Source organism: Psychrobacter sp. JB193 (assembly GCF_002285555.1).
Classification (GTDB): domain Bacteria; phylum Pseudomonadota; class Gammaproteobacteria; order Pseudomonadales; family Moraxellaceae; genus Psychrobacter; species Psychrobacter alimentarius.
Genome location: NZ_NRGY01000001.1, coordinates 1,737,018 through 1,759,374, shown reverse-complemented (window position 1 = coordinate 1,759,374; position 22,357 = coordinate 1,737,018). Strand labels below are relative to the sequence as shown.

General features: G+C 45.5%; 20 protein-coding genes and 1 tRNA gene. 12 read left to right on the top strand and 9 right to left on the bottom strand.

What is annotated here, in order from left to right:
- The first annotated feature begins 141 nt into the window (after nucleotides 1-141).
- The 6 genes from CIK80_RS07605 to CIK80_RS07580 all read left to right on the top strand — a co-directional run bounded on the left by CIK80_RS07605 (nucleotide 142) and on the right by CIK80_RS07580 (nucleotide 7,873).
- Nucleotides 142-1,404 carry an MFS transporter gene (locus tag CIK80_RS07605; protein ID WP_095569463.1) on the top strand — a complete coding sequence of 421 codons (1,263 nt, stop codon included), beginning with the start codon at nucleotides 142-144 and terminating at the stop codon, nucleotides 1,402-1,404.
- A 94-nt stretch (nucleotides 1,405-1,498) separates the two neighbouring features.
- The gene (locus CIK80_RS07600; protein WP_095569462.1) at nucleotides 1,499-2,341 is read left to right on the top strand and encodes an arylesterase; all 843 of its coding nucleotides are present in this window, start codon (nucleotides 1,499-1,501) and stop codon (nucleotides 2,339-2,341) included.
- Entirely contained in the window at nucleotides 2,341-3,039 is a 699-nt protein-coding gene (locus CIK80_RS07595) for an ABC transporter ATP-binding protein (RefSeq protein ID WP_095569461.1), read from the top strand. The genes CIK80_RS07600 and CIK80_RS07595 overlap by 1 nt, the downstream gene beginning before the upstream one ends.
- Nucleotides 3,039-5,660: an FtsX-like permease family protein gene (locus CIK80_RS07590; protein ID WP_095569460.1), complete on the top strand. Its 2,622-nt coding sequence runs from the start codon at nucleotides 3,039-3,041 to the stop codon at nucleotides 5,658-5,660. Before CIK80_RS07595 ends, CIK80_RS07590 begins: the two co-directional genes overlap by 1 nt.
- A gap of 10 nt (nucleotides 5,661-5,670) precedes the next feature.
- Nucleotides 5,671-5,961 (top strand): DUF3969 family protein, encoded by a 291-nt coding sequence (locus tag CIK80_RS07585; RefSeq protein WP_095569459.1) that lies wholly within the window; start codon nucleotides 5,671-5,673, stop codon nucleotides 5,959-5,961.
- A gap of 586 nt (nucleotides 5,962-6,547) precedes the next feature.
- Nucleotides 6,548-7,873, top strand: a complete 1,326-nt coding sequence (locus tag CIK80_RS07580; protein ID WP_095569458.1) for a valine--pyruvate transaminase — start codon at nucleotides 6,548-6,550, stop codon at nucleotides 7,871-7,873.
- Nucleotides 7,874-7,909: 36 nt separating this feature from the next.
- On the opposite strand, the gene CIK80_RS07575 is transcribed toward CIK80_RS07580, so the two are convergent.
- From CIK80_RS07575 to hisB, 3 genes are all read right to left on the bottom strand, one after another.
- Nucleotides 7,910-8,299, bottom strand: a complete 390-nt coding sequence (locus CIK80_RS07575) for a hypothetical protein (protein ID WP_095569565.1) — start codon at nucleotides 8,297-8,299, stop codon at nucleotides 7,910-7,912.
- 306 nt (nucleotides 8,300-8,605) lie between these two features.
- A complete protein-coding gene (gene hisH / locus CIK80_RS07570) occupies nucleotides 8,606-9,241 on the bottom strand; it encodes an imidazole glycerol phosphate synthase subunit HisH (RefSeq protein WP_095569457.1) in 636 nt (211 codons plus the stop codon).
- Complete coding sequence (hisB, locus tag CIK80_RS07565) at nucleotides 9,241-9,888, bottom strand: imidazoleglycerol-phosphate dehydratase HisB (RefSeq protein ID WP_062845739.1); 648 nt, start codon at nucleotides 9,886-9,888, stop codon at nucleotides 9,241-9,243. The genes hisH and hisB overlap by 1 nt, the downstream gene beginning before the upstream one ends.
- 361 nt (nucleotides 9,889-10,249) lie before the next feature.
- Between hisB and CIK80_RS07560 the strand changes: the two genes are divergently transcribed.
- Together CIK80_RS07560 and CIK80_RS07555 are read left to right on the top strand one after the other, a co-directional pair.
- A complete protein-coding gene (locus tag CIK80_RS07560; RefSeq protein ID WP_095569456.1) occupies nucleotides 10,250-10,672 on the top strand; it encodes a hypothetical protein in 423 nt (140 codons plus the stop codon).
- A gap of 123 nt (nucleotides 10,673-10,795) precedes the next feature.
- Nucleotides 10,796-10,871 (top strand) — tRNA-Phe (locus CIK80_RS07555).
- Between the two features lie 81 nt (nucleotides 10,872-10,952).
- Here CIK80_RS07555 and CIK80_RS07550 read toward each other — a convergent pair.
- Nucleotides 10,953-11,300 (bottom strand): hypothetical protein, encoded by a 348-nt coding sequence (locus CIK80_RS07550; protein WP_143516789.1) that lies wholly within the window; start codon nucleotides 11,298-11,300, stop codon nucleotides 10,953-10,955.
- Nucleotides 11,301-11,467: 167 nt separating this feature from the next.
- Here CIK80_RS07550 and CIK80_RS07540 point away from each other — a divergent pair, with 167 nt between their 5' ends.
- Nucleotides 11,468-11,968 carry a DUF4385 domain-containing protein gene (locus CIK80_RS07540; RefSeq protein ID WP_095569453.1) on the top strand — a complete coding sequence of 167 codons (501 nt, stop codon included), beginning with the start codon at nucleotides 11,468-11,470 and terminating at the stop codon, nucleotides 11,966-11,968.
- An 11-nt stretch (nucleotides 11,969-11,979) separates the two neighbouring features.
- On the opposite strand, the gene CIK80_RS07535 is transcribed toward CIK80_RS07540, so the two are convergent.
- Nucleotides 11,980-12,825, bottom strand: coding sequence for a DMT family transporter (locus CIK80_RS07535; protein ID WP_095569452.1), 846 nt, complete (start codon nucleotides 12,823-12,825; stop codon nucleotides 11,980-11,982).
- Between the two features lie 314 nt (nucleotides 12,826-13,139).
- Here CIK80_RS07535 and CIK80_RS07530 point away from each other — a divergent pair, with 314 nt between their 5' ends.
- Nucleotides 13,140-13,832, top strand: a complete 693-nt coding sequence (locus CIK80_RS07530) for a phosphoglycolate phosphatase (protein WP_095569451.1) — start codon at nucleotides 13,140-13,142, stop codon at nucleotides 13,830-13,832.
- Nucleotides 13,833-13,878: 46 nt separating this feature from the next.
- Here CIK80_RS07530 and CIK80_RS07525 read toward each other — a convergent pair whose 3' ends face one another.
- Entirely contained in the window at nucleotides 13,879-15,459 is a 1,581-nt protein-coding gene (locus CIK80_RS07525; RefSeq protein ID WP_095569450.1) for a YifB family Mg chelatase-like AAA ATPase, read from the bottom strand.
- A gap of 216 nt (nucleotides 15,460-15,675) precedes the next feature.
- On the opposite strand from CIK80_RS07525, the gene CIK80_RS07520 reads away from it, so the two are divergent.
- Together CIK80_RS07520 and hemN are read left to right on the top strand one after the other, a co-directional pair.
- The gene (locus CIK80_RS07520) at nucleotides 15,676-18,129 is read left to right on the top strand and encodes a penicillin acylase family protein (RefSeq protein WP_095569449.1); all 2,454 of its coding nucleotides are present in this window, start codon (nucleotides 15,676-15,678) and stop codon (nucleotides 18,127-18,129) included.
- Between the two features lie 335 nt (nucleotides 18,130-18,464).
- Nucleotides 18,465-20,006 (top strand): oxygen-independent coproporphyrinogen III oxidase, encoded by a 1,542-nt coding sequence (gene hemN / locus CIK80_RS07515; RefSeq protein ID WP_095569448.1) that lies wholly within the window; start codon nucleotides 18,465-18,467, stop codon nucleotides 20,004-20,006.
- Between the two features lie 221 nt (nucleotides 20,007-20,227).
- On the opposite strand, the gene CIK80_RS07510 is transcribed toward hemN, so the two are convergent.
- The 3 genes from CIK80_RS07510 to CIK80_RS07500 all read right to left on the bottom strand — a co-directional run bounded on the left by CIK80_RS07510 (nucleotide 20,228) and on the right by CIK80_RS07500 (nucleotide 22,330).
- The gene (locus CIK80_RS07510; RefSeq protein ID WP_087041727.1) at nucleotides 20,228-21,088 is read right to left on the bottom strand and encodes an SPFH domain-containing protein; all 861 of its coding nucleotides are present in this window, start codon (nucleotides 21,086-21,088) and stop codon (nucleotides 20,228-20,230) included.
- Nucleotides 21,089-21,100: 12 nt separating this feature from the next.
- Nucleotides 21,101-21,598: an NfeD family protein gene (locus CIK80_RS07505; RefSeq protein ID WP_218830309.1), complete on the bottom strand. Its 498-nt coding sequence runs from the start codon at nucleotides 21,596-21,598 to the stop codon at nucleotides 21,101-21,103.
- A gap of 192 nt (nucleotides 21,599-21,790) precedes the next feature.
- On the bottom strand, nucleotides 21,791-22,330 hold the full coding sequence (locus CIK80_RS07500; RefSeq protein WP_095569447.1) for a porin family protein: 540 nt from the start codon (nucleotides 22,328-22,330) through the stop codon (nucleotides 21,791-21,793).
- Nucleotides 22,331-22,357: the final 27 nt, after the last annotated feature.

Here is a 22,357-nt window from a genome sequence, read left to right as displayed (position 1 = left end):
TTGTACTAGTAACTTCTTGTTCTAGTTTGCGATGTCGGTCACCGTCTTGGTGTGTTTTCTTTAGTGTTGTTTGCAAGCGGCGATTTTTCGACGCTGTGTAATGACGTGTCTTTTTTTTATACTCATAATAGGCGTATTGCTATGTCTACCTCTGGTTTGCCACCCAACTCTCACTTATCTCCTACCTCCGCATTTAAGCCATCACTCACGCCATCGAAGCGCTTTACTTTTTGGCTAGTATTGTGTGCCATGATTTTATTGGCCACCAATATGCGTGCGCCTATCGTTGCGCTTGGCTCTATTGCGCCAGTCGTCCAAGCGGCACTCGATATTTCTGAGACACAAATTGGCTGGCTGGGCGCTGTACCGATGCTCACTTTTGCCATCGGTGCCCTAATCTCGCCCTCTATTGGCAAACGATTCGGGCTTGAGAATACGCTCATTGTGATGATTGGGCTGTTAACCGTCGGTATGATCATCCGAACGATATTTCCCACTTGGATTGGATTTTTGGTTGGTACTTTGATGCTAACGCTCGCGATTGGGTTTGCCAATACATTAGCGGCGCCGGTTATCAAGCAACGTACACCCAAACACATTCCCCTAATCACAGGTCTATTCAGTCTTGTCATGACGGTGACCGCAGGCGTAGTAGCAGGCGTGGTATTGCCATTGTCTAAGCAAGTGGGCTGGCAATGGGCATTAGGAGGTTGGTCGCTGCTCGGCATCTTTGCCATCGTTATTTGGATATTTTTGCGTTTACGTCTTGGTTCATCCAGTCATCAGGCAGCGGATATACCGACGGCTGGACATTCAGATATTTCGATGTGGCGCACGCCTTTTGCGTGGCAGATCGCCGTCTTTATGGGTTTGCAGTCGTTATTGTTTTATACCGTTGCCAGTTTTTTGCCATCCATTTGGTTGAGTAAGGGCTTGCCTGCGGTTCAAGCAGGACAAATGAATTCGGTGTTTCAGTTTATGGCACCGATATCGATTTTGAGTTTGACGTGGTTGATTAATCGCGGGCGCCCTATTCAAGCATTGGCCGTGCTCGCGGCAGTGTTAAACGTGATAGGCGTGCTGGGCGTCAGTTATTTATCGACTGATCTGGCTTGGTTGTGGTCAGGTCTGATGGGCATTGGTTGCTCAGCGATTTTTACCTTGAGCATGATTTTGTTTTCTTTGCGCACTTATACGACCAATCAATCTAGCGAGCTGTCGGGTATGGCACAATCGGTCGGTTACTTGATTGCGTTTTTTGGTCCATTAGGAACCGGCTGGCTACATGAAGCCACGGGCAATTGGGATGTACCGCTTTTTATTATGCTGATATTAATGGTGGTCAACGTTGTCATTGCTTGGATGGTCAGTCGTCCTATAATGGTTGATGGCGAAAAAATGTAATGCTTTAAAGGAGATAAAGTAACCTTAGGATAATATTGGTGGCTGTCTTATTTTGCTACACTGGTTTTATTGACTATAGGACAGAACCATTACTATGAATGTATCCTCTCGTTTTACTCGTTACTTACACGCCGTGGCTATTTTGACCCTCGCTATGGTCATGAGTGGTTGTCAACAAGAACCCGAAACTGACATGACGGATGACAGTCAAAACACCACCAATCAGACTGCCAGTACGCAAACGTCTGAGGCAATGCCTCAAACCCAGCAAACAGCCCAATCAATCGAGCAGCACCAAGCGCCATTAACGATATTAGCGCTTGGTGACTCTTTGACCGAAGGGCTTGGCGTTGCTAATGACGACAACTACCCTGCGCAGTTGGAAGCGCGCCTGCATGAACAAGGCTATAAAAATGCCAAAGTGATTAACTCAGGTCTGAGCGGGGAAACCAGTACGGGTTTGGTCAATCGCTTAGATTGGGTATTACAGACCAAGCCAGATGTCACAATTTTGACCATTGGTGCCAACGATGCGATTCGCGGTATTGACGTGGCGACGGTTGAGGCTAACATTCGTACTGCTGTGAAGCGTCTGCAAGACAACGGTAGTGAAGTGATTTTGGGCGGTATGCAGATTTATGACAACCTTGGCTCTGATTATGTCAAATCGTTTGCCGCCATTTATCCTCGCGTCGCTAAAGATATGAATGTCACGCTGATTCCTTTTTTCTTAGAAGGTGTGGGCGGTGACCCTGCGCTGAACCAAGCTGATGCCATTCACCCAACCAAAGAAGGTTATACCATCATTGTTGATGACAATATTTTGCCTATCTTAGCGCCCAAGCTTGAGACATTTAAATCTGACGATGTGGCTGCCACTACGGTCGCCGATGACCCTGAGCCAGCACCCAAACTTATGCCAACAGAGGCCCTGTAATGACATTATCCAATGCAGCTAGCGCTTCTCATTCAAACATCTTGCTCAATGCCTCAAAACTTACCAAGACGGTACAAGTAGGCGAGCAAACACTGTCCATTATCAAAGAAGTCGACATCTATATCAATGCCGGCGAGTTCGTGGTCATCATGGGCAAATCTGGCTCTGGCAAGTCAACGCTGCTAGGGTTACTTGCCGCGCTAGATTATCCCGATAGTGGCTCAGTAGCATTGGCAGATCAGATGTTAAGCGATCTTGATGAAGATGCGCTCGCGGTCATTCGTCAACGCGACATGGGCTTTGTGTTTCAATCGTTCCATCTATTGCCAACATTGACGGTGGCAGAAAATATCGCTTTTCCGTTAGATATCGCAAGACGTCCAAATCAAGCGCGCGTGGACGAGCTGATTGAGGCAGTGGACTTGGGACACAGACGTGACAGCCTGCCCAATCAGTTATCAGGCGGTGAGCAGCAGCGTACGGCAGTTGCACGGGCGCTGGTATCGCATCCTAAGATTGTGTTTGCAGATGAACCAACAGGCAACTTAGATGAGCAAAATGCCAATCAAGTCATGCAGCTGCTATTGAACTTACGCCAACAGGTTGGCTCGGCACTGGTGGTTGTGACGCATGACCCAGCACTGGCAGAAATGGCAGATCGCGTCATCACCATGCATGATGGACGGATTGTATCTTAATGACCAAAACCTCAACTGATAAGTTGTCCTTGAACAGCACTCTGACTACTAACCACTCTGAGTCTCTCATCAGCCGAATATTTGCGCGTCATTTGGGCTCAAAAGCCTTAAGTCGTAGCTGGTGGCAACGCTGGGTCTATCCCGTGCTGTTTTCATTGACGCTCACTCTATCGCTTGCCACTTACCTGACTCTCGACTCCATCCAGCAGTCGGTTGACAGCTATGTCAATGACAATCAGCGCGCGCTCGTTGGTGGTGATTTGGTATTGAACAGTCAGCAAGACTGGCCAAGTGAGGTGTTGACGCAGGTAGATACCATCGCTGACACCCAAAAGGTGTTTGATTATCAATTTAGTGCGATGGTCGTGACCGATAAGCAGACGTTACTTGCCCGCGTCAAAGCGGTGTCGCCCAATTATCCGCTTTATGGCAAGGTAGAGCTGGCCTCAGGAAATGATTTGTGGCAGCAATTGACCTCGGATAGCGTCGTGGTCGCCCCTGAAGTGCTCAGTAGCCTAAATGCTCGTATCGGTGATACAGTCACTATTGGTGATGCGCAATTTACCATTAGTGATGTGCTGACCAAAGAGCCTGACCGCCCATTGACTGCCTTTGGCTTTGGTGGTCGTGTCTTAATGAAACAAGATGCGCTAGCCGCTACCAATCTATTGGGGCAGCGTAGCCGCGTCAATTATCGCATTGAGCTGGCAGGCGCGCCTGAATTGATCGCCCAGCAGCGTGATAGCTTCACGCAAATACTGAGCAATTATCCTGATATTGAGCTGTCTGATGCTGATTCGGCGGATACCTCGGTCTCACGTATCTCTGATAATGTGCTGATGTTTTTAAAACTGCTCGTCATTGCCGTGCTGTTGTTATCAGCAGTTGCAATGTATGGCGTCATTACAGCGTTTGTGACCAAGCAGCAATCCAATAATGCGATTCGTTTGGCGTTGGGTGAGACGCTTAGCTCAGTCAAACGCAGCTACTATCAGTTACTGGTCGTCACCTCTATCATTGCTTGTATCGCTGCGGTCGCTCTTAGTTTTGGCCTGCTTAAAGTGGGTCAGCCGTATCTTGTGGCTATCTTGCCGCCAGACGTGGGCCTTGCCATTAATCCCATCAGTGCGATTAAGACCACCGTCATTGCCTTGGTGCTGACTTTACTAATTGCTCAACGTGGCTTGAGTACCCTGAATACGACCAAACCTGCTACCTTGCTCAATCAAGGCACTGGCTCGCCTTCACAAAACTTGCCGTGGTATCGACGCATGCCCTTACTGTGGTACGGAGTCATGCTGGCTGGGCTGTATGCGTTTTTTGCCTATGAAGTCGGTTCATGGTTGTTGGGCGCGCAGCTGCTAATAGGGTTAATTGCATTTGTGGCGGTATTTTGGGCATTGGCTCGCGGTTGGTTATGTCTACTTGCCAAGCTCGCCAAACGCTCTAATATTGGCTGGATGCAGCGTATTGCGATTCATAACCTTGCGCGTAAAGGCAATCAATCCGCACTGTTTTTTGTGACCTTATCGCTATCGGTCGCGGTTTTGACCCTGATTACCACGCTCAATCACAGTATCAATGCGCAGTTTATCAATGCGTATCCTGAAGATGCGCCCAATTTGTTTTTGCTTGATATTCAAAGCGACCAACATGACGAGATCGATAGATTGATCGGTGCGCCTGTGAGCTACTATCCGGTCATCCGCTCACGCGTGGTCACTGCCAATGATGTGCCCGTACAGGATATCGAGCCTGCCGATGGCTTTGATGATCCCACGCGTGTCTTTAATTTAAGCTACGCCGATACGGTCATGGATACCGAATACATCGTTGATGCTGTAGAAGACGATCAGCTGTATGCACCTGTAGATACACAGAACGAGCAAAATCCTGATCAAGCCGTCGTACCTATGTCCGTTTTGGACACGGCAGCTGACCTGCTCAATGTCGGTATGGGTGATCAGGTACGTTTTAATATTCAAGGTATCGAAATCGTTGGGCAGATCACCAGTATTCGCTCGCGTTTTGAGCAAGGCCCAAGTCCTTTTTTCTACTTCTTATTTGAACCATCCGTATTGGCAGCAGCACCGCAGATTCAGTTTGCCACTGCGCATGTCCCAGCCGATGATATTCCAGACATACAAGGCAAGCTGGTACGCGAGTTCCCAGCTGTCACGACCATCAATGGCACGGCCATCGCGCAGCAAATCCAAGAGCTGGTGGTACAAATGAGCCGCTTGGTCTATGTCTTTACCCTACTCGCTCTACTGACGGGCGTGATGGTGTTGATTAGCTCGTTGCTATCGACCTCACAAGATCGCATGAAAGAAAGTGCATCGTTCCGATTGCTTGGTATGCAAAAGCGCGACTTATATTTGCTCAATATCTTAGAGCTGAGTGTGCTGGGTATCAGTGCAGCTGTATTTGCGGTCATTATCGCAAACGTTGGCGCATGGGCGGCCATTACGCAATGGTTTAGTCTTCGCTTTAGTGTGCCGTGGATGAGCTTGGGTATTGGCGGTGCGGCATTGATCGGCTTACTGCTTGCGATTGCCGTGATTTATGTAAGATTGGTGATTGGGCGCGGGATTATGGCAAGGGTACGGGCGATGGTTTAGGAGATATACTATGAATTCAAATGACATGATAGTTAGTACTTTTTTGATAGGAATTATTCGACTTTTACGCCTTGGTGAAATTAGCATTGACCAAGCTCACTTTTTGATTTTTTGTCCTGGTGCGTTATCAAGAATTGAGGAAAATAATGACTTAAAAGGACTAGCGCCTATTATCACTCAGGCGCTTGAACTCGAAGATATATTGTCTATATTAGGTATTGAAAAGTATCAGCAGGAACTGACACAGCTTGAACAGATCTTGGTCAAGCGCTTAACATTTGATGGTCATGAGTTTTTATGACACGTCAAAGGTGATAACTTCACTAGGATTAGAGAATAAGTAGTACTAAATTAGCGTTGTTTAGTAAATTTTAAGTGTATAGCTAATCCTTATATTCACTATTAGTTGCTATCTTAGGTATTGTTGTCAAATGTAGTTCCGTAGAAGTATAGGTTAGTTAGCAAATGCATAATCTACCAAATTAAATTGTATTTAAGATTACTAAACATCGTAACAAACATGAATTTATTCTGTACGCAAACGCGAAAAACTTGAATCATCATAATTTTTAGAATTAATAGTTTTTTTCTTAACTTTTATAATTTCTTCTAAGAAGATGATTACTTGAATGTAGAATATTATTGTGCTCAGTTTCTATGCGTCATAGGTTGCCAACTACAAGCTTAAAAAAGTAGGAGTAACTACAAAACTCTCAGCTACAAATTCCAAAACGCCCTCTATTCATTTAGTGGGCGTTTCTCATTTACTTGACGTATAAACATATAAACCAATATCAATACTACTACGTGCTCACCTCATCCAAACCATTTGCTATACTAGCCCACTTTATCACTCACATAATCTCTTAAACATTCACGGTAACCTTATGAAGTTCTCAAAGTTCGGTCAGAAATTTACCCAGTCTACTGGCATCTCGCAATTGATGGATGATCTTGGCGATGCACTAAAAAGCGATCAGCCGGTCAACATGCTGGGTGGCGGTAATCCTGCCAAAATTGAGGCCGTTAATGAGTTGTTTTTGGAGACGTATAAAGCACTGGGCGTTGATAATGATACAGGCGAAGCCAATAGCAGTGCCATTATCAGCATGGCGAATTATTCTAATCCGCAAGGGGATGCAGGCTTTATCAATGCCTTGGTAGATTTCTTTAATCGTCATTATGATTGGAATCTAACGGCAGAAAACATCGCCCTGACCAATGGCTCGCAAAACGCGTTTTTCTATTTGTTTAATTTGTTTGGCGGTGCGTTCACAGACGAGCAGAACCAATCTATCGATAAGTCTATTTTATTGCCATTAACCCCTGAGTATATCGGCTATAGTGATGTGCATGTGGAAGGTCAGCATTTTGCGGCGGTATTACCACATATCGATGAAGTGACGCATGATGGCGAAGAAGGTTTCTTTAAATATCGTGTGGATTTTGAGGCGTTAGAGAACTTGCCCGCGCTAAAAGAAGGTCGTATCGGGGCGATTTGCTGCTCACGTCCGACCAATCCGACGGGGAACGTGCTGACCGATGACGAAATGGCGCATCTGGCCGAGATTGCCAAGCGTTATGATATTCCGCTGATTATCGATAACGCTTATGGCATGCCTTTCCCCAATATCATTTACTCTGATGCGCACCTGACATGGGATAACAACACGATCCTTTGCTTTAGCTTGTCCAAAATCGGTCTGCCCGGTATGCGTACGGGTATTATCGTGGCCGATGCGAAAGTGATCGAAGCGGTCAGCGCGATGAATGCCGTGGTGAACCTAGCACCGACACGCTTTGGTGCCGCGATTGCCACGCCATTGGTCGTAAACGATCGTATCAAGCAGTTGTCTGATAATGAGATTAAACCATTTTATCAAAAGCAGGCAAAACTCGCGGTGAAGCTATTAAAAGACGCATTGGACGATTATCCGCTCATGATTCATAAGCCTGAAGGCGCAATATTCTTTTGGCTATGGTTTAAAGACTTACCGATTAGCACGCTTGAGCTATACGAGCGGCTAAAAGAAAAAGGCACCTTGATTGTGCCAAGTGAGTATTTCTTCCCCGGTGTCGATGTCAGCGATTATCAGCATGCACACGAGTGTATTCGCATGAGTATCGCGGCGGATGAGCAGACGCTAACAGATGGTATTAAAGTGATTGGTGACGTGGTTCGCGAGCTGTATGATGACGCTAAAAGCAAGTAACCATACCTGCAACTCAAAAAGTAAAAAACGGACTGATTAATAGTCCGTTTTTTTATGGCGTCTGGTCAATGCAGTGGGTTTATTGGTTGGTCGAAAGACAGTCGTCCACTTATTCAGCGCAAAAAGTACATAGGTCAGCAGACACGTATTGATTAAATCACGGATACTTGCAATCAGCTGTTCGCGGCTTAAGCCTGCCAAACCTAGCGATTCAATCGTTTCTCGATTGTCCAAATACTCGCCCAAAAGCGCAATGCCAGTCACGATAATTAAAGCTATAAATGATCGAATACCTTGGCTTTTGATGATAGGACGTAGCACCATCAGACAAAGCAGATAAATACCGACGCCAACATAGATATGTAAAGCGTCTTTGGCAAGGCCAGTTGTTTCAACAACATTGAGTTTAAAATCGGTAAAATCCACTGAGATATTCCAAATATAAGCGAGCAGAAAGTAATTGAGCGTATCACTAAACAATAATATAGTCAGTGAAACATAATATCGATACATCACACTCTGCTGATATTAATTTTCTTGCTGGCTGTGCCTACGCAGACAGAGGCTACAAAAAACTGATATCAGCAGTACCGTAGCGTTTTTATAGTATGTTGATCATCACTAAAAATGAATTTTGAAGAATGACAGTAGTAGACAGTAAAAAAGGTAGATTATACAAGTGATAATCTACCTTTTGCTAAATTAAATCGTCAACTCGCGTTGATTGTCTATTTATACATTCCACTCTACAAAATTCTTTAATAACTGCAAGCCATCGGTATGGCTTTTTTCTGGATGAAACTGAGTCGCAAACAAGTTATCTTGGATGATACTGGCACAAAACGGTTGACCATAATTGCAAACCGCCGCCACTTGCGTACTGTCAGCAGGCTCACAATAATAGCTGTGTACAAAGTAAAAATGCGCCTTGTCTTTGATACCCTGCCAAAGCGGATGGTCAAAATCCATACCGCTGATGGTATTCCAACCCATGTGCGGCACTTTGATGGTTGCGCCTTGCTCATCTGTCCACGTCGGATCGAACGCTTTTACTTGGCCTTTTAAAATATCAAGACAAGCGGTGCCGCCGTTTTCAGTAGATTGCTCAAATAACGCCTGCATACCGACGCAGATGGCCATCACAGGCTTGTTGAATATCGCCTGCCTTACGACGTCATCAATGCCTGCATCACACATGCCAGCGATACAGTCGCGCATGGCACCGACACCTGGGAAGACTATCTTATCGGCAGCAGCGGCCACTTTTGGGTCGTTTGTGATAGCGACGTCAGCACCGACATTGGATAGCGCCTTGCTCACAGAGTGCAGGTTACCCATGCCATAATCTAATAATGCTACTTTGGTCATTAAAACGCCTCTTTAGTCGATGGCAGGGTATTGAGCGCGCGCTCATCGTACTCACAAGCCATACGTAGCGCACGTGCAAACGCTTTAAAAGTTGATTCGATTTGATGATGGCTGTTTTTGCCTTTGAGATTGTCCAAATGCACCGTCATCCATGAGTGGTTGACGAAGCCATAAAAGAACTCGCTAAACAAATCAACATCGAAACGGCCGACGTGCGAGCGCGTAAACGGAATGTCCATATGCAGACCCGGACGTCCTGAAAGATCCACAACGGCACGAGTAAGCGACTCATCTAGTGGCGCATAAAAATGCCCATAACGGCGAATGCCTTTTTTATCACCAAGTGCTTTATTAAAGGCTTGTCCAAGCGTGATACCCGTGTCTTCGACGCTATGATGGTCATCGATAAAGGTATCGCCTGTACATTTGATGTCCAAATCAAACAGACCGTGACGCTTGATCTGATCGATCATATGATCCAAAAATGGCACGCCCGTATCGACGACGCCTTTGCCTGTACCATCAAGGTTTACAGTACAAGTGATTTGCGTTTCGGCAGTATTGCGTTCCACTGTTGCGATGCGCTCAGGGCGACCATATAAATTTAGGTTTGTTGCTTGGTTTTGCTCAGTTGCATTGGCTGTCATGGCTATTCTCTATCCGTTTTTTATCAGTGAAAAGCGGTCAATTATAAATAGGACAAAATATCGCCCATTACTGTATATTACCTCGCCGCTAGTGCTTCGATCAGCACCAGCAAAAAGTGATATATACAAATAATATCAATATATTAGGGTTTGTACGTACGACATATTATTTAGCCTCATCATAGCAAACCCTAACATTTACCGCCACGACCAAGCCGTAAACCATGCACAAATTTGTGTCATTCTGCTAAAATAGTGACTTAAGTTTAATCAATCATAACCGAAACTTAATCAATCATCACCGACTCTATCATGCCGCGCTGTATTGGCTTATAAAAACGGTCTGTTTATAGGAACTCCTATGCCTTTAGAAGCGATTGCCATCAATAGCTTGGATACGCCCCTGATTAAAAAGCCTGCGCGCAAGAATGAGCTATCAGAGCGTCTGCACGCCTTATATGACAGTGATAATGCGCAGCCTAGTGGCGCAGAAGTCTTAAGTCTCGTTGAACAAGGTTTTAAACGCGGGCAATATCTCTACGTCGGTATGTTCAATGACAAACCGATCGCCGCTGTTGCCTGCTTTGATGATGGACAAACCGATGCCAAACGTTTGCAATACCTAACAGTCCATCCGCAAAACCGCGACCGCGCCATCGATGCAAAATTTATCAAGCTGGTCTATGATGCCGAGGTCAAAAAAGGCGTCCGTGAATTTGTCCCTGCTGATGCCGATATTCATCGCATTATGAGCGAGTACGAATTATTGCGGGTCAAAGGCTAAATGAGGCACAAAAACCACTGATTTTGACCAAATCAAATTATTTATGATCTTTTATCACATATAATGCAGAAATAGCTTGACAGTGGCACGTATATTTAGTTTAATAGCGTCCTCAACGAAGACGGCTCGATAGCTCAGTAGGTAGAGCAACGGATTGAAAATCCGTGTGTCGGCAGTTCGATCCTGCCTCGAGCCACCATTCGTTACTAGATTCTGAAAAGCCCCGAACAGCGATGTTTGGGGCTTTTTTTTATGCCTAAAAAATTTTAAGCAGTACTGCTTACGACAAGCGTCTTCGCAACAATAGCTCGCAGCGCTCGCGTGAGTCCAAATCATAAATCGTTGCGCGGTAATCAATGCCGTGACGCCCTTCAAAAAACACAACTCGATCACCCACAGCTAGGAAACAAGAGCTACGGGCATCATAGATAAATCCATCAATGACAAATGCCAAATCACGGTCAATCTCTCTGACTGTGTAAGTCTCACCTTGCGGCACTAAACTCTCAAACCACGCACCATGAGCAACTGGCGTCGCTAGAGCGCCTACTGTGAGCATTGCCGACATGGTGGTGCCAATTTTTGACGACCTCATAAAAGATGAGCAAAGGGTCAGTATTTTATTCATGATAGATGGAGTCCTGATTATTGATTACGCTGGCACGCTTGCCGTATTTTATAACAACTCGTCTGCAAATCACGCTCAAACTGTCACAGCTGCACAACATTTTTGGCCTATTTTTTCAACCGCTTGTCTCAGTATACTAAATATCGATTCCCTTAGCAGATACCATTATGAGAGAGTTTGATTACGATTTGGATTACAAAAACTTAGACTTGCGCGAGCAGCCTGAGCTGTATCGAGTCGGGCGCGGTGAGCAAGGCGTCTTATTGGTTGAGCCTTATAAGTCTGAAATACTGCCACACTGGCGCTTTGCCACGCCTGACATTGCCCGCGAGAGCAGTGAGACGATCTATCAGATGTTTTTAGATTATCTGGCAGCGGATGATTTTGTCGGTGCGGACATGGCGCGTAAATTTATTCAAATGGGTTATACCCGTGCGCGTCGTTATGCCAATCATAAGGGCGGCAAAAAATACAAAGGCCCTGTACCTGATGATAAAAAAGGTCAAAGCGGTGCGCATGGGCGTGATGAGCTGCCTAGGCAAGTCGAAGACCCAATCAAGGCAGAATCAGCACGTATTTTTAAAGCGAAATGGGACGAATGCCGTGAGAACAAAGATTATTTAAAAATGAAAAAAGCCCATCGCGAGCGCTATAAAGATGTTGAGTAAACGCCTATTTCCTATTTGGCAAAACGTAGCAACACAGCACCTACTAAGGTGGTGAAGGTTGAAAGTACTTTTACCAAGTTAATCCGCTCTTTAAGGAAGAAAACACCGATTAATAAAGCAAAAACGATGCTGGTTTCTCGTAAAGCTGTAACCAGTGCAATGGGCGCTTTCGTAAATGCCCATGTGACAATGGCATAAGCGATAAAAGACGCGCTACCGCCGAATAGGAATACACTGCGGCCTTTTGTTGCTATGTTTTTTAGAGCCATTTGTGCGCTGAGCGATAAGTAAATGCCCATCAGAAAGCCATTACCAATCGCCAGACAGCTAAAAAATCCTAACGACGTGCCTGAGATGCGAGCGCCTAAACCATCAATCAAAGAATAACTGGCAATGAACAAGCCTGTTGTTAATGCAAGTAGTGCGGCCTGATTGTTTTTTTGTCCATCTGCTTGTCTGACCAAAGCCAGACTGATAATACCGCCACCTATAATGAGAATAGCCAGTATCTGTATTGGATCGAGCTGGACACCTAACATAGTCACAGAAAATAGGGCGACAATCAACGGCGCTGACCCACGGGCAATTGGATAGACTTGGGTTAAATCCCCAGTTTCATAAGACTTTAGCAGAAACAACTGATAGCCGAAATGAAGCAAGATACCCGCTGCTAGATATGGCATACTTTCGAAAGCTGGCATTGGGAAAAAGAATAGAACCAACAATGCAATGGGCATATGACCCAGAACAACGGCGCCCATACTCACTTGTTTATCAGAGCCACTTTTGACTAAAGCGTTCCAAGCAGCGTGCAACACAGCTGCGCCAATCACGGCAACAAACACCAATGTACTCATGACTGAAATCCTCATTTTTGTGAGATTGTGACTGTGATGGACAGTGGTTGCGCTTGTGAGAGAAACAAAAACGCGAGATATAAGGTTGAATGGCTTAAAAGGACGTCAACACCAATCACTCAAATGAAAAACCTTTATAAAGATAGCGAATAAACATGGAACCTATTATTAAATAATCTACAACACTTCGAAAATTAAAAAATTTGATAATAGTCAGCTATAAACAGATGTGGCAACGATTGAACAATTTATTGTGTTACGCTAATGAGCAATCACCATTTTATTTAAAAATCCTTATCCTTGGACAACCAATAATGACAATAGACAATAAAAAACTTTTGATTTTTGACTTTGATGGCACCTTGATCGATAGTGTACCCGATTTGGCCGATGCGACCAACGCGATGTTGACCACACTTGGCAAAGATACCTACCCTATCGACACGATACGCAATTGGATAGGGAACGGCTCGCGTCTACTCGTTGAACGCGCTTTGGTTGGCAAGGTAGACGTGGCAGAAGGCGATCTAACGGTCGAGGAAGCCGATCATGCCGAGCAACTGTTTTTTGAGGCGTATACTAATATTGGTGGTAGCAAAACCATCGCCTATCCTGATGTCGATAGCGGCCTAAAAAAACTGCATGACGCTGGTTACACGCTTGCTTTGGTAACCAATAAGCCCATTCGTTTTGTCCCAAAAATACTGCAGACCTTTGGCTGGCAAGACCTGTTTAGTGAAGTGATGGGCGGTGATAGTCTGCCTACCAAAAAACCAGATCCAGCGCCTCTATTGTACGTCTGTACTCAGCTGGGTATTACTCCTGACCAAGCACTCATGATTGGTGATTCTAGAAACGACATATTGGCGGGTCAAAACGCCAATATGGACACGCTTGGTCTGTCTTATGGTTATAACTACGGGCAAGATATCCGCGATTTAAACCCGACCGCAGCGTTTGATCATTTTGCCGATTTGGTTGATTGGATTATGCAAAATAACGCTTAATTTATCAAAAGTCACACTATAGATACTAACTCTCAAACGGTGGTTATTATTTACCACGATAGCTGAGTGCTTCAGATACATGCGCGCTGGTGATATCGACACTCGCCGCAAGATCGGCAATCGTCCTTGCCACTCGTAGGACACGATGATAGCCGCGCGCGGACAGATTTAAGCGCTGCTGCGCGATTCGTAATAATTGCTGTTCGCTGTCACCTAACTGGATGTATTGATCAATCTCACTAGGGCTAAGCTCGTTATTCACTTTCTGCTGTCGCTTCAATTGATACTTATAAGCGGTCGCGACCCGAGAGCGCACTTGCTCGGAAGTTTCTCCTGCTTGAGCATTTTGCAAATCTGCAATTGGTAGCGCAGGTACCGTGATATGCAAATCAATGCGATCCAGTAGCGGACCTGATAACTTGTCTTGATAACGTCTGATCTGCTCAGGTCGACAGCGACAACGCCCTGAGGTATCGCCATCGTAACCACACGGGCATGGATTCATCGCCGCCACCAATTGAAAATTAGCAGGAAAAGTCATTTGAGAATTGGCACGGCTAATGGTGATTTGTTTGGCTTCTAACGGTTGGCGCAATACTTCTAGCACCGTACGATCAAACTCTGGCAACTCATCAAGGAACAAAACGCCTTTATTGGCGAGTGTAATCTCACCAGGTTTGGGCCGTGAGCCACCGCCAACCAATGCCACTGCTGATATGGTGTGATGCACTTGTCTAAAGGGTCTGGTGCCATAATCGTAATTGCTATCGGCAACCGAATACGTGCTGGCAACTTCTAACGCATCCTCAGGACTCAAATCTGGCAAGATGGTCGGTAGTCGCGAAGCCATTAATGTTTTGCCCGAACCGGGCGGCCCTGTGAATAGCAATGAATGCCCACCTGCTGCCGCAATCTCCAGCGCGCGCCTCGCATGATGCTGTCCTTTTACATCAGCTAAATCCACTTGATAGCCAACTTGCTGTGGCGCAGGACTTGGCTGCACTACCTGCAATTGCCTATCAGAATCTATAACACCTGATAAAGACTGTAAATGGTCACAAACGTCTTTTAAGCTGGGTGCGGCGAGTATCGTTATGCCGTCAACTCGACTGGCTTCAGCACCATTGTGGCTCGGTACAATGAGGTGTGGCGTCGCTTGCAATGCCGGTAGTGTTGGGCTGTACGATTCGCCTTTATCCTCGACTACTTGCGACATCTTAATTGCCAACCCTTCAGCCTTGATTGCTCTTGCTACTGCCAGGCTACCCGTCACTTGTCTCAACTCGCCATTGAGTGCCAACTCACCAATAAACTCAAACCCTGATAGCACGTCTGGTGCTAACTGTCCGCTTGCCGCCAATATGCCTATCGCAATGGGCAAATCCAAACGAGCACCATCTTTAGGCAAGTCAGCGGGTGCCAGATTGATCGTTAGACGCCGATTGGGAAACTGAAAACCAGAATTAAGAATCGCAGAACGCACGCGATCTTTACTTTCTCGTACCGCCGCTTCAGGCAGGCCAACGATGGTGAGGGCTGGCAAGCCTTGTGATAAATGTACCTCAATGATGACTTTGGGTGCATGCAAACCAACGACTGAACGGGTATAAACTTGAGCAAACGACATGATGGCTTCCTAATGTAGGTAGAGGCTGATGATAAAGTATTATAGATTAGTGCGCAAATGTCGTGTCTTAAGGTCCGATTTATTTACTGGCGTAGACATCAAAAATTGTTATATGATAAATGGGCAATAAAAGGATTTTATTGATCATATAAAGCTCAATGATGGCTGTTTTCTACGGCTTTATACAACCCTACTTAACCATGGATGGATAAGCTTATGAGCATTCAAGTGCTTAATCGGCGCGTGCCTAGACTCGCGTTTATTACCGTGGCGGTCTCAATAGGACTGTCTGGTTGTTTTGGAGATGACGACGATAACAACTCGACTCCTCCTCAACAAACTTACTCAGCAGATATACAGCGGACTGAATTTGGTATACCTCATATTACGGCCAGTGATTACAAAGGACTGGGCTATGGCGTAGGTTATGCCTTTGCCGAAGACAATATCTGTTCGCTCGCACGTGAAATCGTCGTCGCCAAAGGTCAAAGCATGTTGTATTTGGGCGATCAAGGCAACGTGGCAAGCGATGTTTTTTATACTTGGTATAACTCTCCCGAAAGACGTGCGACCTTCTTGGCCGCACAAGACAAACAAGTAGTCGACGCCGTCACAGGTTATGCAGCTGGCTATAGCCGATACCTACGTGACAAAGGGGTTGATAATATTGATCCTGATTGCGCAGGGGCTGACTGGGTACGTGAAATCACCATTGATGACTTACTAGCACTCTATGGCAAAGCCAACCTACGCGGTGGCTTATCTAACTTTGTCGGTCCAATCGTCGCAGCAGCGCCTCCCAATCAAGATACCGTCATGAGTAGCAGTCGAATGCGTACCGTTGGCCCAGAGCCAGACGTTGAGTTCGACATGTCTACGATTAATGTGATGAATGGCGGTAGCAACGCTTATGCGTTTGGTAGCGAAGTCACTGGCACTGATAGCGGTGTGCTGTATGGCAACCCTCATGAACCATGGGAGGGCGTGCAGCGTTTTTATGAGTTTCATTTAACCATGCCAGGCGAGCTTGATGTCATGGGTGTTGCACAACAAGGGCAACCCTTCCCCAATATTGGCTTTAATAAAGACGTTGCATGGAGCCATACTGTCTCTACCGCCAAGCGGTTTACACTTTACCAGCTTAGTTTGGTCAATGGGGATCCGATGAAGTACAATTATAAAAACAGTGGAGGTGTCTTTGAGCAGCGCGATATTGAACAAGTGCCTGTCACCATCCAACTGCCAGACAATCAGACGTTGGTTCGTCCTATCTATCTGTCGCAGTATGGGCCGATGCTTGCCGCTAATTTACTTAATAGCCAACTGCCCACATGGGGCGCCAATAACTTAGCCTTCACCATCCGTGATGCCGCATCTGAAAACCCACGTGCACTCAATCAATGGCGCAGTATGAACCAAGCAAAAAGTGTAGAAGATTTGGTCGATAGAATGCAGGACACGCTTGGCCTTGGGTTTGTCAATACCATTGCGACTGACCGCTACGGCAAAGCCTTGTATGCAGATATCTCAACCGTACCGCACGTCACCAAGCAACAGCTAGAGGCTTGTAGCGCCAATGCGGGTCCATTCCTTGGCGCATTGATTGCTTCAGACTTGCCAGCGCTCAATGGTAGTACCGCTGACTGTGAATGGGGCAATGACGCCGACTCGCCGCAAGCAGGTATTTTTGGCCGCTCAAACTTGCCTTTCTTAATTCGTGATGACTATGTAGCCAACTCAAATGACAGCTACTGGCTAAGCAATCCTAAGCAGCCATTGACTGGCTTCTCACCTCTGTTGCGTCGTCATCTAGTACCTTTCTTAGGGCCAAATCCTGTCAATGGGGTACCTTTATTGATGCGTACTCGCATGGGATTAACTCAGATAGCTGACCGCTTAAGCAATAAAGACAACCTTGGTAGCAACACCTTTAACCTAGATAACTTGCAAGACGTCGTCTATGGCAACCGCAGCTATGTCGCCGAGTTGGTACTGGATGATGTGTTGGCAGACTGCCGAGCCAACCCAGCGTTGCCATTGACCAGCGGTGGTACGATTGACGCCACTCAAGGGTGTTCTGTCCTTAGCAACTGGGATCGCCGTAACAATCTCGATAGTAAAGGCGCTCATGTGTTCAGAGAGTTTTGGCGCAAGGTCAAATTCGATGAAACCACTGACAATGCCTTTAGCGTAAAATTCGACGTTAATGACCCTGTGAATACGCCGCGTGGTCTTATTATTGATGACAATACACGTAAGGCGCTCGGCGATGCGATTGCTTTCTTCAGCACCAAAAACATCGCCCTTGATGCGTCTTTAGCAGATTTGCAATACGTCATTGATGCAGGCAACAATGATACAAAGATTGCGATGCATGGCGGACTTGGACGTGAGGGCGTGTTCAACGTGGCTCAAGGTCCAGGTCTCAACGATGATGGTACTTACAAACCTATCAATACAGGGCCAACCTATATGCAGACCGTGACCTTTGATAGTCAAGGCCCTGTTGTAGAAGCGCTATTGGCTTACTCACAATCAGCAGATAGCACGCGACCTTATCATCGTGATCAAACAAAGCGCTACTCAGCCAAAGACTGGATTCGCCTGCCCTTTAGTAAGGCTGAAATCAACAATAAAGCTGTTGGTAACCCAATTCAATTAAGAGAATAGCAGTTGCAAAAATTCAAACGAAAGACAAAAACCTCAGCTCCACGCTGGGGTTTTTTGAATCAAGGAAAACAATATCTTTAATAAAGAAGGACACACGCTGACCACCCCACTGCAAATAAGGATTTGCTATAATGGTTGCTCTGTATGTAGCCATTGATGATATATAGTTAAAGAACAATAAAAGCGCTACGGTACGGCTCATATCAATTTTTGCAGCCTCTATCTGCGCACACGCAGCAAGCAAGAAAATTGATATCAGCCATGCATGATGTATCGATATTACTTTTCACTGACTATATAAGTCACCATCCTAGAGTCAAAACAAGGAATACCGCATGACAGACCACTCAGAACGAAATGACCCGCAACCTTACAATCGTGCGGAAGAGCAACCGTCGACCACGCGCCCAGTTGTACAAATAGAAAGCCCTTATGCCAGTACACGCGGCAGTATCACGACTAAGCAACTGCCCCCCTTCGATGAAACGATTATCAATAAATACAACCGTTCAGGGCCACGCTACACGTCTTATCCAACCGCTCTAGAGTTCACCCCTATTCCCGATGGACTTGAGACCAAAATACTTCAAAATCGCGAAACGCGTGCGCCCTTGTCCTTATATTTTCATATTCCGTTTTGTCGTCATCTTTGCTACTACTGCGCCTGCAATAAAATCATCACCAAAAAAAATAGCGATTCAGGGGATTACTTGCAGTATTTGATCGCTGAAATCAAACATAAGCGTCGTTTATTATCCACGTCTGAGGATGGCCGCAAGCCTTTGGTAAAGCAGCTGCATTTGGGCGGCGGTACACCCACGTTTTTACGGGATGAAGAAATAACTCAACTTTGGACATTTTTACAGACCCAGTTTGAATTTTTGCCTGAAGAGGAAGGTGATTACTCCATTGAGATTGACCCGCGTGAGCTGAGTGATGACACGCTAAAGGTACTACGCAATCTTGGTTTTAATCGGATCAGCTTGGGGGTACAAGATTTAGAGGAGGCGGTTCAAATTGCGGTCAATCGGGTACATTCTGCGGAATTAATTGAAAATGTTTTAAATGAGGCACGCGAATTGGGTTTTCACTCCATCAATATCGATCTCATTTATGGTCTGCCGCATCAAACACCAGAAACGCTAGACAGTACAGTGCGCCGCATCATTGAGATGTCACCCGATCGTCTGTCCGTGTTTAATTACGCGCATTTGCCTGAGCGCTTTAAAGCCCAGCGCCAAATTAAAGACACAGATTTGCCAGACCCAGCGGCCAAACTTACGATGCTTGGCAACACCATCAATACCCTGACAGAAGCTGGTTATCAATACATTGGGATCGATCATTTCGCCAAGCCTGATGATGAGCTGTCAGTGGCTCAGCGCGAAGGCAAGTTACATCGTAACTTCCAAGGTTATACCATCATGGGCGACTGTGACTTACTCGGTTTTGGCGTGTCCTCTATCAGCCAGATTGCCAATGCCAATACTCGCTACATCCTGCAAAATGAGACAGATTTGCAGGCTTATCAGGCCAATATTGATGCCGCAAAAAACAACCCTATGGTCATGCCTGCGGTCAAATACATCAAAACCTCAATTAAAGATCGCTTGCGTGAATACGTCATTATGAATTTGCTGTGTCACGACTATATCGACTTCAAAGATGTGAATCAAAAGTTCGGTATCGATGCGATTACCTATTTTATTAATGAGATTCAGCAATTGGGTGAAATGCAGTCAGATCGCCTCATTGATATGGATGCCGCAGGTATTCGTGTCCTACCCAAAGGTCGCCTACTTGGTCGCAACGTCGCCATGGTATTTGATGAATATCTTGATAAAAAACACAAAAACCGTTTTTCGAAAGTGATTTAGAAAAATGACACTTTAAGCTACTATAGCCAATCCATTTTAAAATGGCACAGATCTACTGGGATAAATTTTCGAAGCATCTGTCACGCTTGCGAACAGCTAGCGAGAAGAATTTATACCAGTAGATTGTTACGATCTCACGTACTACTTTTACTTTGGATTGACTATGTCAGCCACAAAAAAGACCTCAAGTGAGGTCTTTTTTTAGCATTGCTTTGTTAGGTTTACACTTTTAACTTATCGCCAACCATACCTTTTACCGTACTCAAAATATCTGCCGGTAACACCACCATTTTTGCATTGTCAGATTCTGCCAACTCGCGGATCGCTTTAATATACTGCTCACCCAATAGATAAACAATTGGCATCTCTTCCTCACCCATCGCATTGGTAATGAGTCGAATCGACTCTTCAGACCCTTTGGCAAGCACTACTTGCGCTTCTGCATCACGGCGCGAGGCTTCTAGACGGCCGTCCGCTTCTAAGATAGCAGCTTGCTTTTGACCATCGGCACGAGTCACTATCGCACGGCGTTGGCGCTCTGCTGCTGCCTGCTCTTCCATCGCCGTTTGCATAGTATCAGAAGGGTTGATGTCCTGAATTTCTACGGTTTTTAGGGTAATACCCCAATCAGAGATGTCTTCTGAGATGGCATGTTTGAGCTTGGCCTTGATTTCATCTCGGCTAGACAAGGCATTATCTAGATCCATCTCACCGATGATTGAACGTAATGAGGTTTGTACCAAATTGCGAATACCATACTCATAATCTTCAATACCATAGACCGCTTTATCAGGACGGACAATATTAATATAGGCAACCGCATTGGCGATAATCACAACGTTGTCTCGAGTGATCACTTCTTGTGATGGGATATCTAACACGATGTCTTTGGTCGTGACTTTATACGCCACATCATCAACAAAAGGAATAATCAGGTTTAGCCCTGGTTCTAGTGTTTGGCTATATTTGCCCAAGCGCTGTACCACCCATTTATACCCTTGCGGTACGATTCGAACCCCTTTAAAAATAGTGAACACAACCAGCGCAACCAGTACGATCATGACAATACTAAAGCTTTCCATATCTCACCCCTATTATTGTACGTGCATGTTTTTATTGATGACAGCTTGCGATTTCATACTACTCACAACCAGCTCGTTACCCACAATATCCGTGACCACGACCCGCTCACCGACTGCTATCGTCTCTCCTGTGGTACGGCACATCCATTCCGCCGCGCCGACAATCGGTACGCTAAAACGTACGACACCTGCTCTATCAGGTAGAGGTTGTACGACAATCATACCTGTTTCGCCAACGATGACACTGCCACCCAATCCGGCTTTGGTGCGATCTACTGACAACGGCTTCACAAACTTGAACCAAACCACCAAAAAGACAGCAGACAGTACCAACCAAACCATGATTTGAACAGAAATAGAAATAGGAAGTAACCAAGTCAGCGCCGCCACAATAATAGCAGCGGCCCCAAACCAAAGGCTTGCAAACGTTGGCACAAACATCTCAACAATCAGCAATATAAAACCCAGTACCAGCCAATGCCACGGTTCAATCATCCATAGAGTTTCCATAACTGCCACCTTCCCTATCGTTGCCATTCCAGTTTTTAATGTAACACACTTTTGGACTTTATAATTTCTTAACAATCATTAATATACGCTACGCGCACTACGAAAAATTTATTCATAAAAAGGGAATTAACATAAAAAAAACGACCACTTGAAGTGATCGTTTTTTTGCTTTATGACTTATTAACTAAGAGTTTAGAATTTTAGTTGAGCGCCAACCGTCATTAGGTCTGCGTCACTACCTAGCATATCATACTCAGCTTCAACACTGAAATCAGGATTCACTGAATAACCAAGACCTACACCACCAGCAAGATTGGTATCTTTATCTGACTGTGATACGTTGACTGGACCAACGTTATAGTTAGATTCTACTTCAGTTCTAGCAACACCTAGCTTACCTTTGGCATATAGGCCTGTATTTGGGAAAGCATAACGATAAGTACCGTAGGCGCCGTATGTTTTAGCATCGATATCGCCGCCTCTGTAGTCAGCGTCGTCTGAACCAACATACTCAGCTTCAATACCGAAGTTAGGATCGAAGTTGTAACCACCATAAATACCATAAGCAGTCGGATCATCAGCGCCATCAACGTCTAGATCGAACTGACCTACTTTTGCACCAACGTATGGTTGACCAGTGTAGCCATTGCCATAAGAGACAGCTGCTTGAGCACCCATGCTTAGTAAAGAACCGGCTGCTACTGCAAGTAGTGTTTTTTGTAGAGTTTTCATTATTAGCTCCTTAGAAAAGTTTTGACA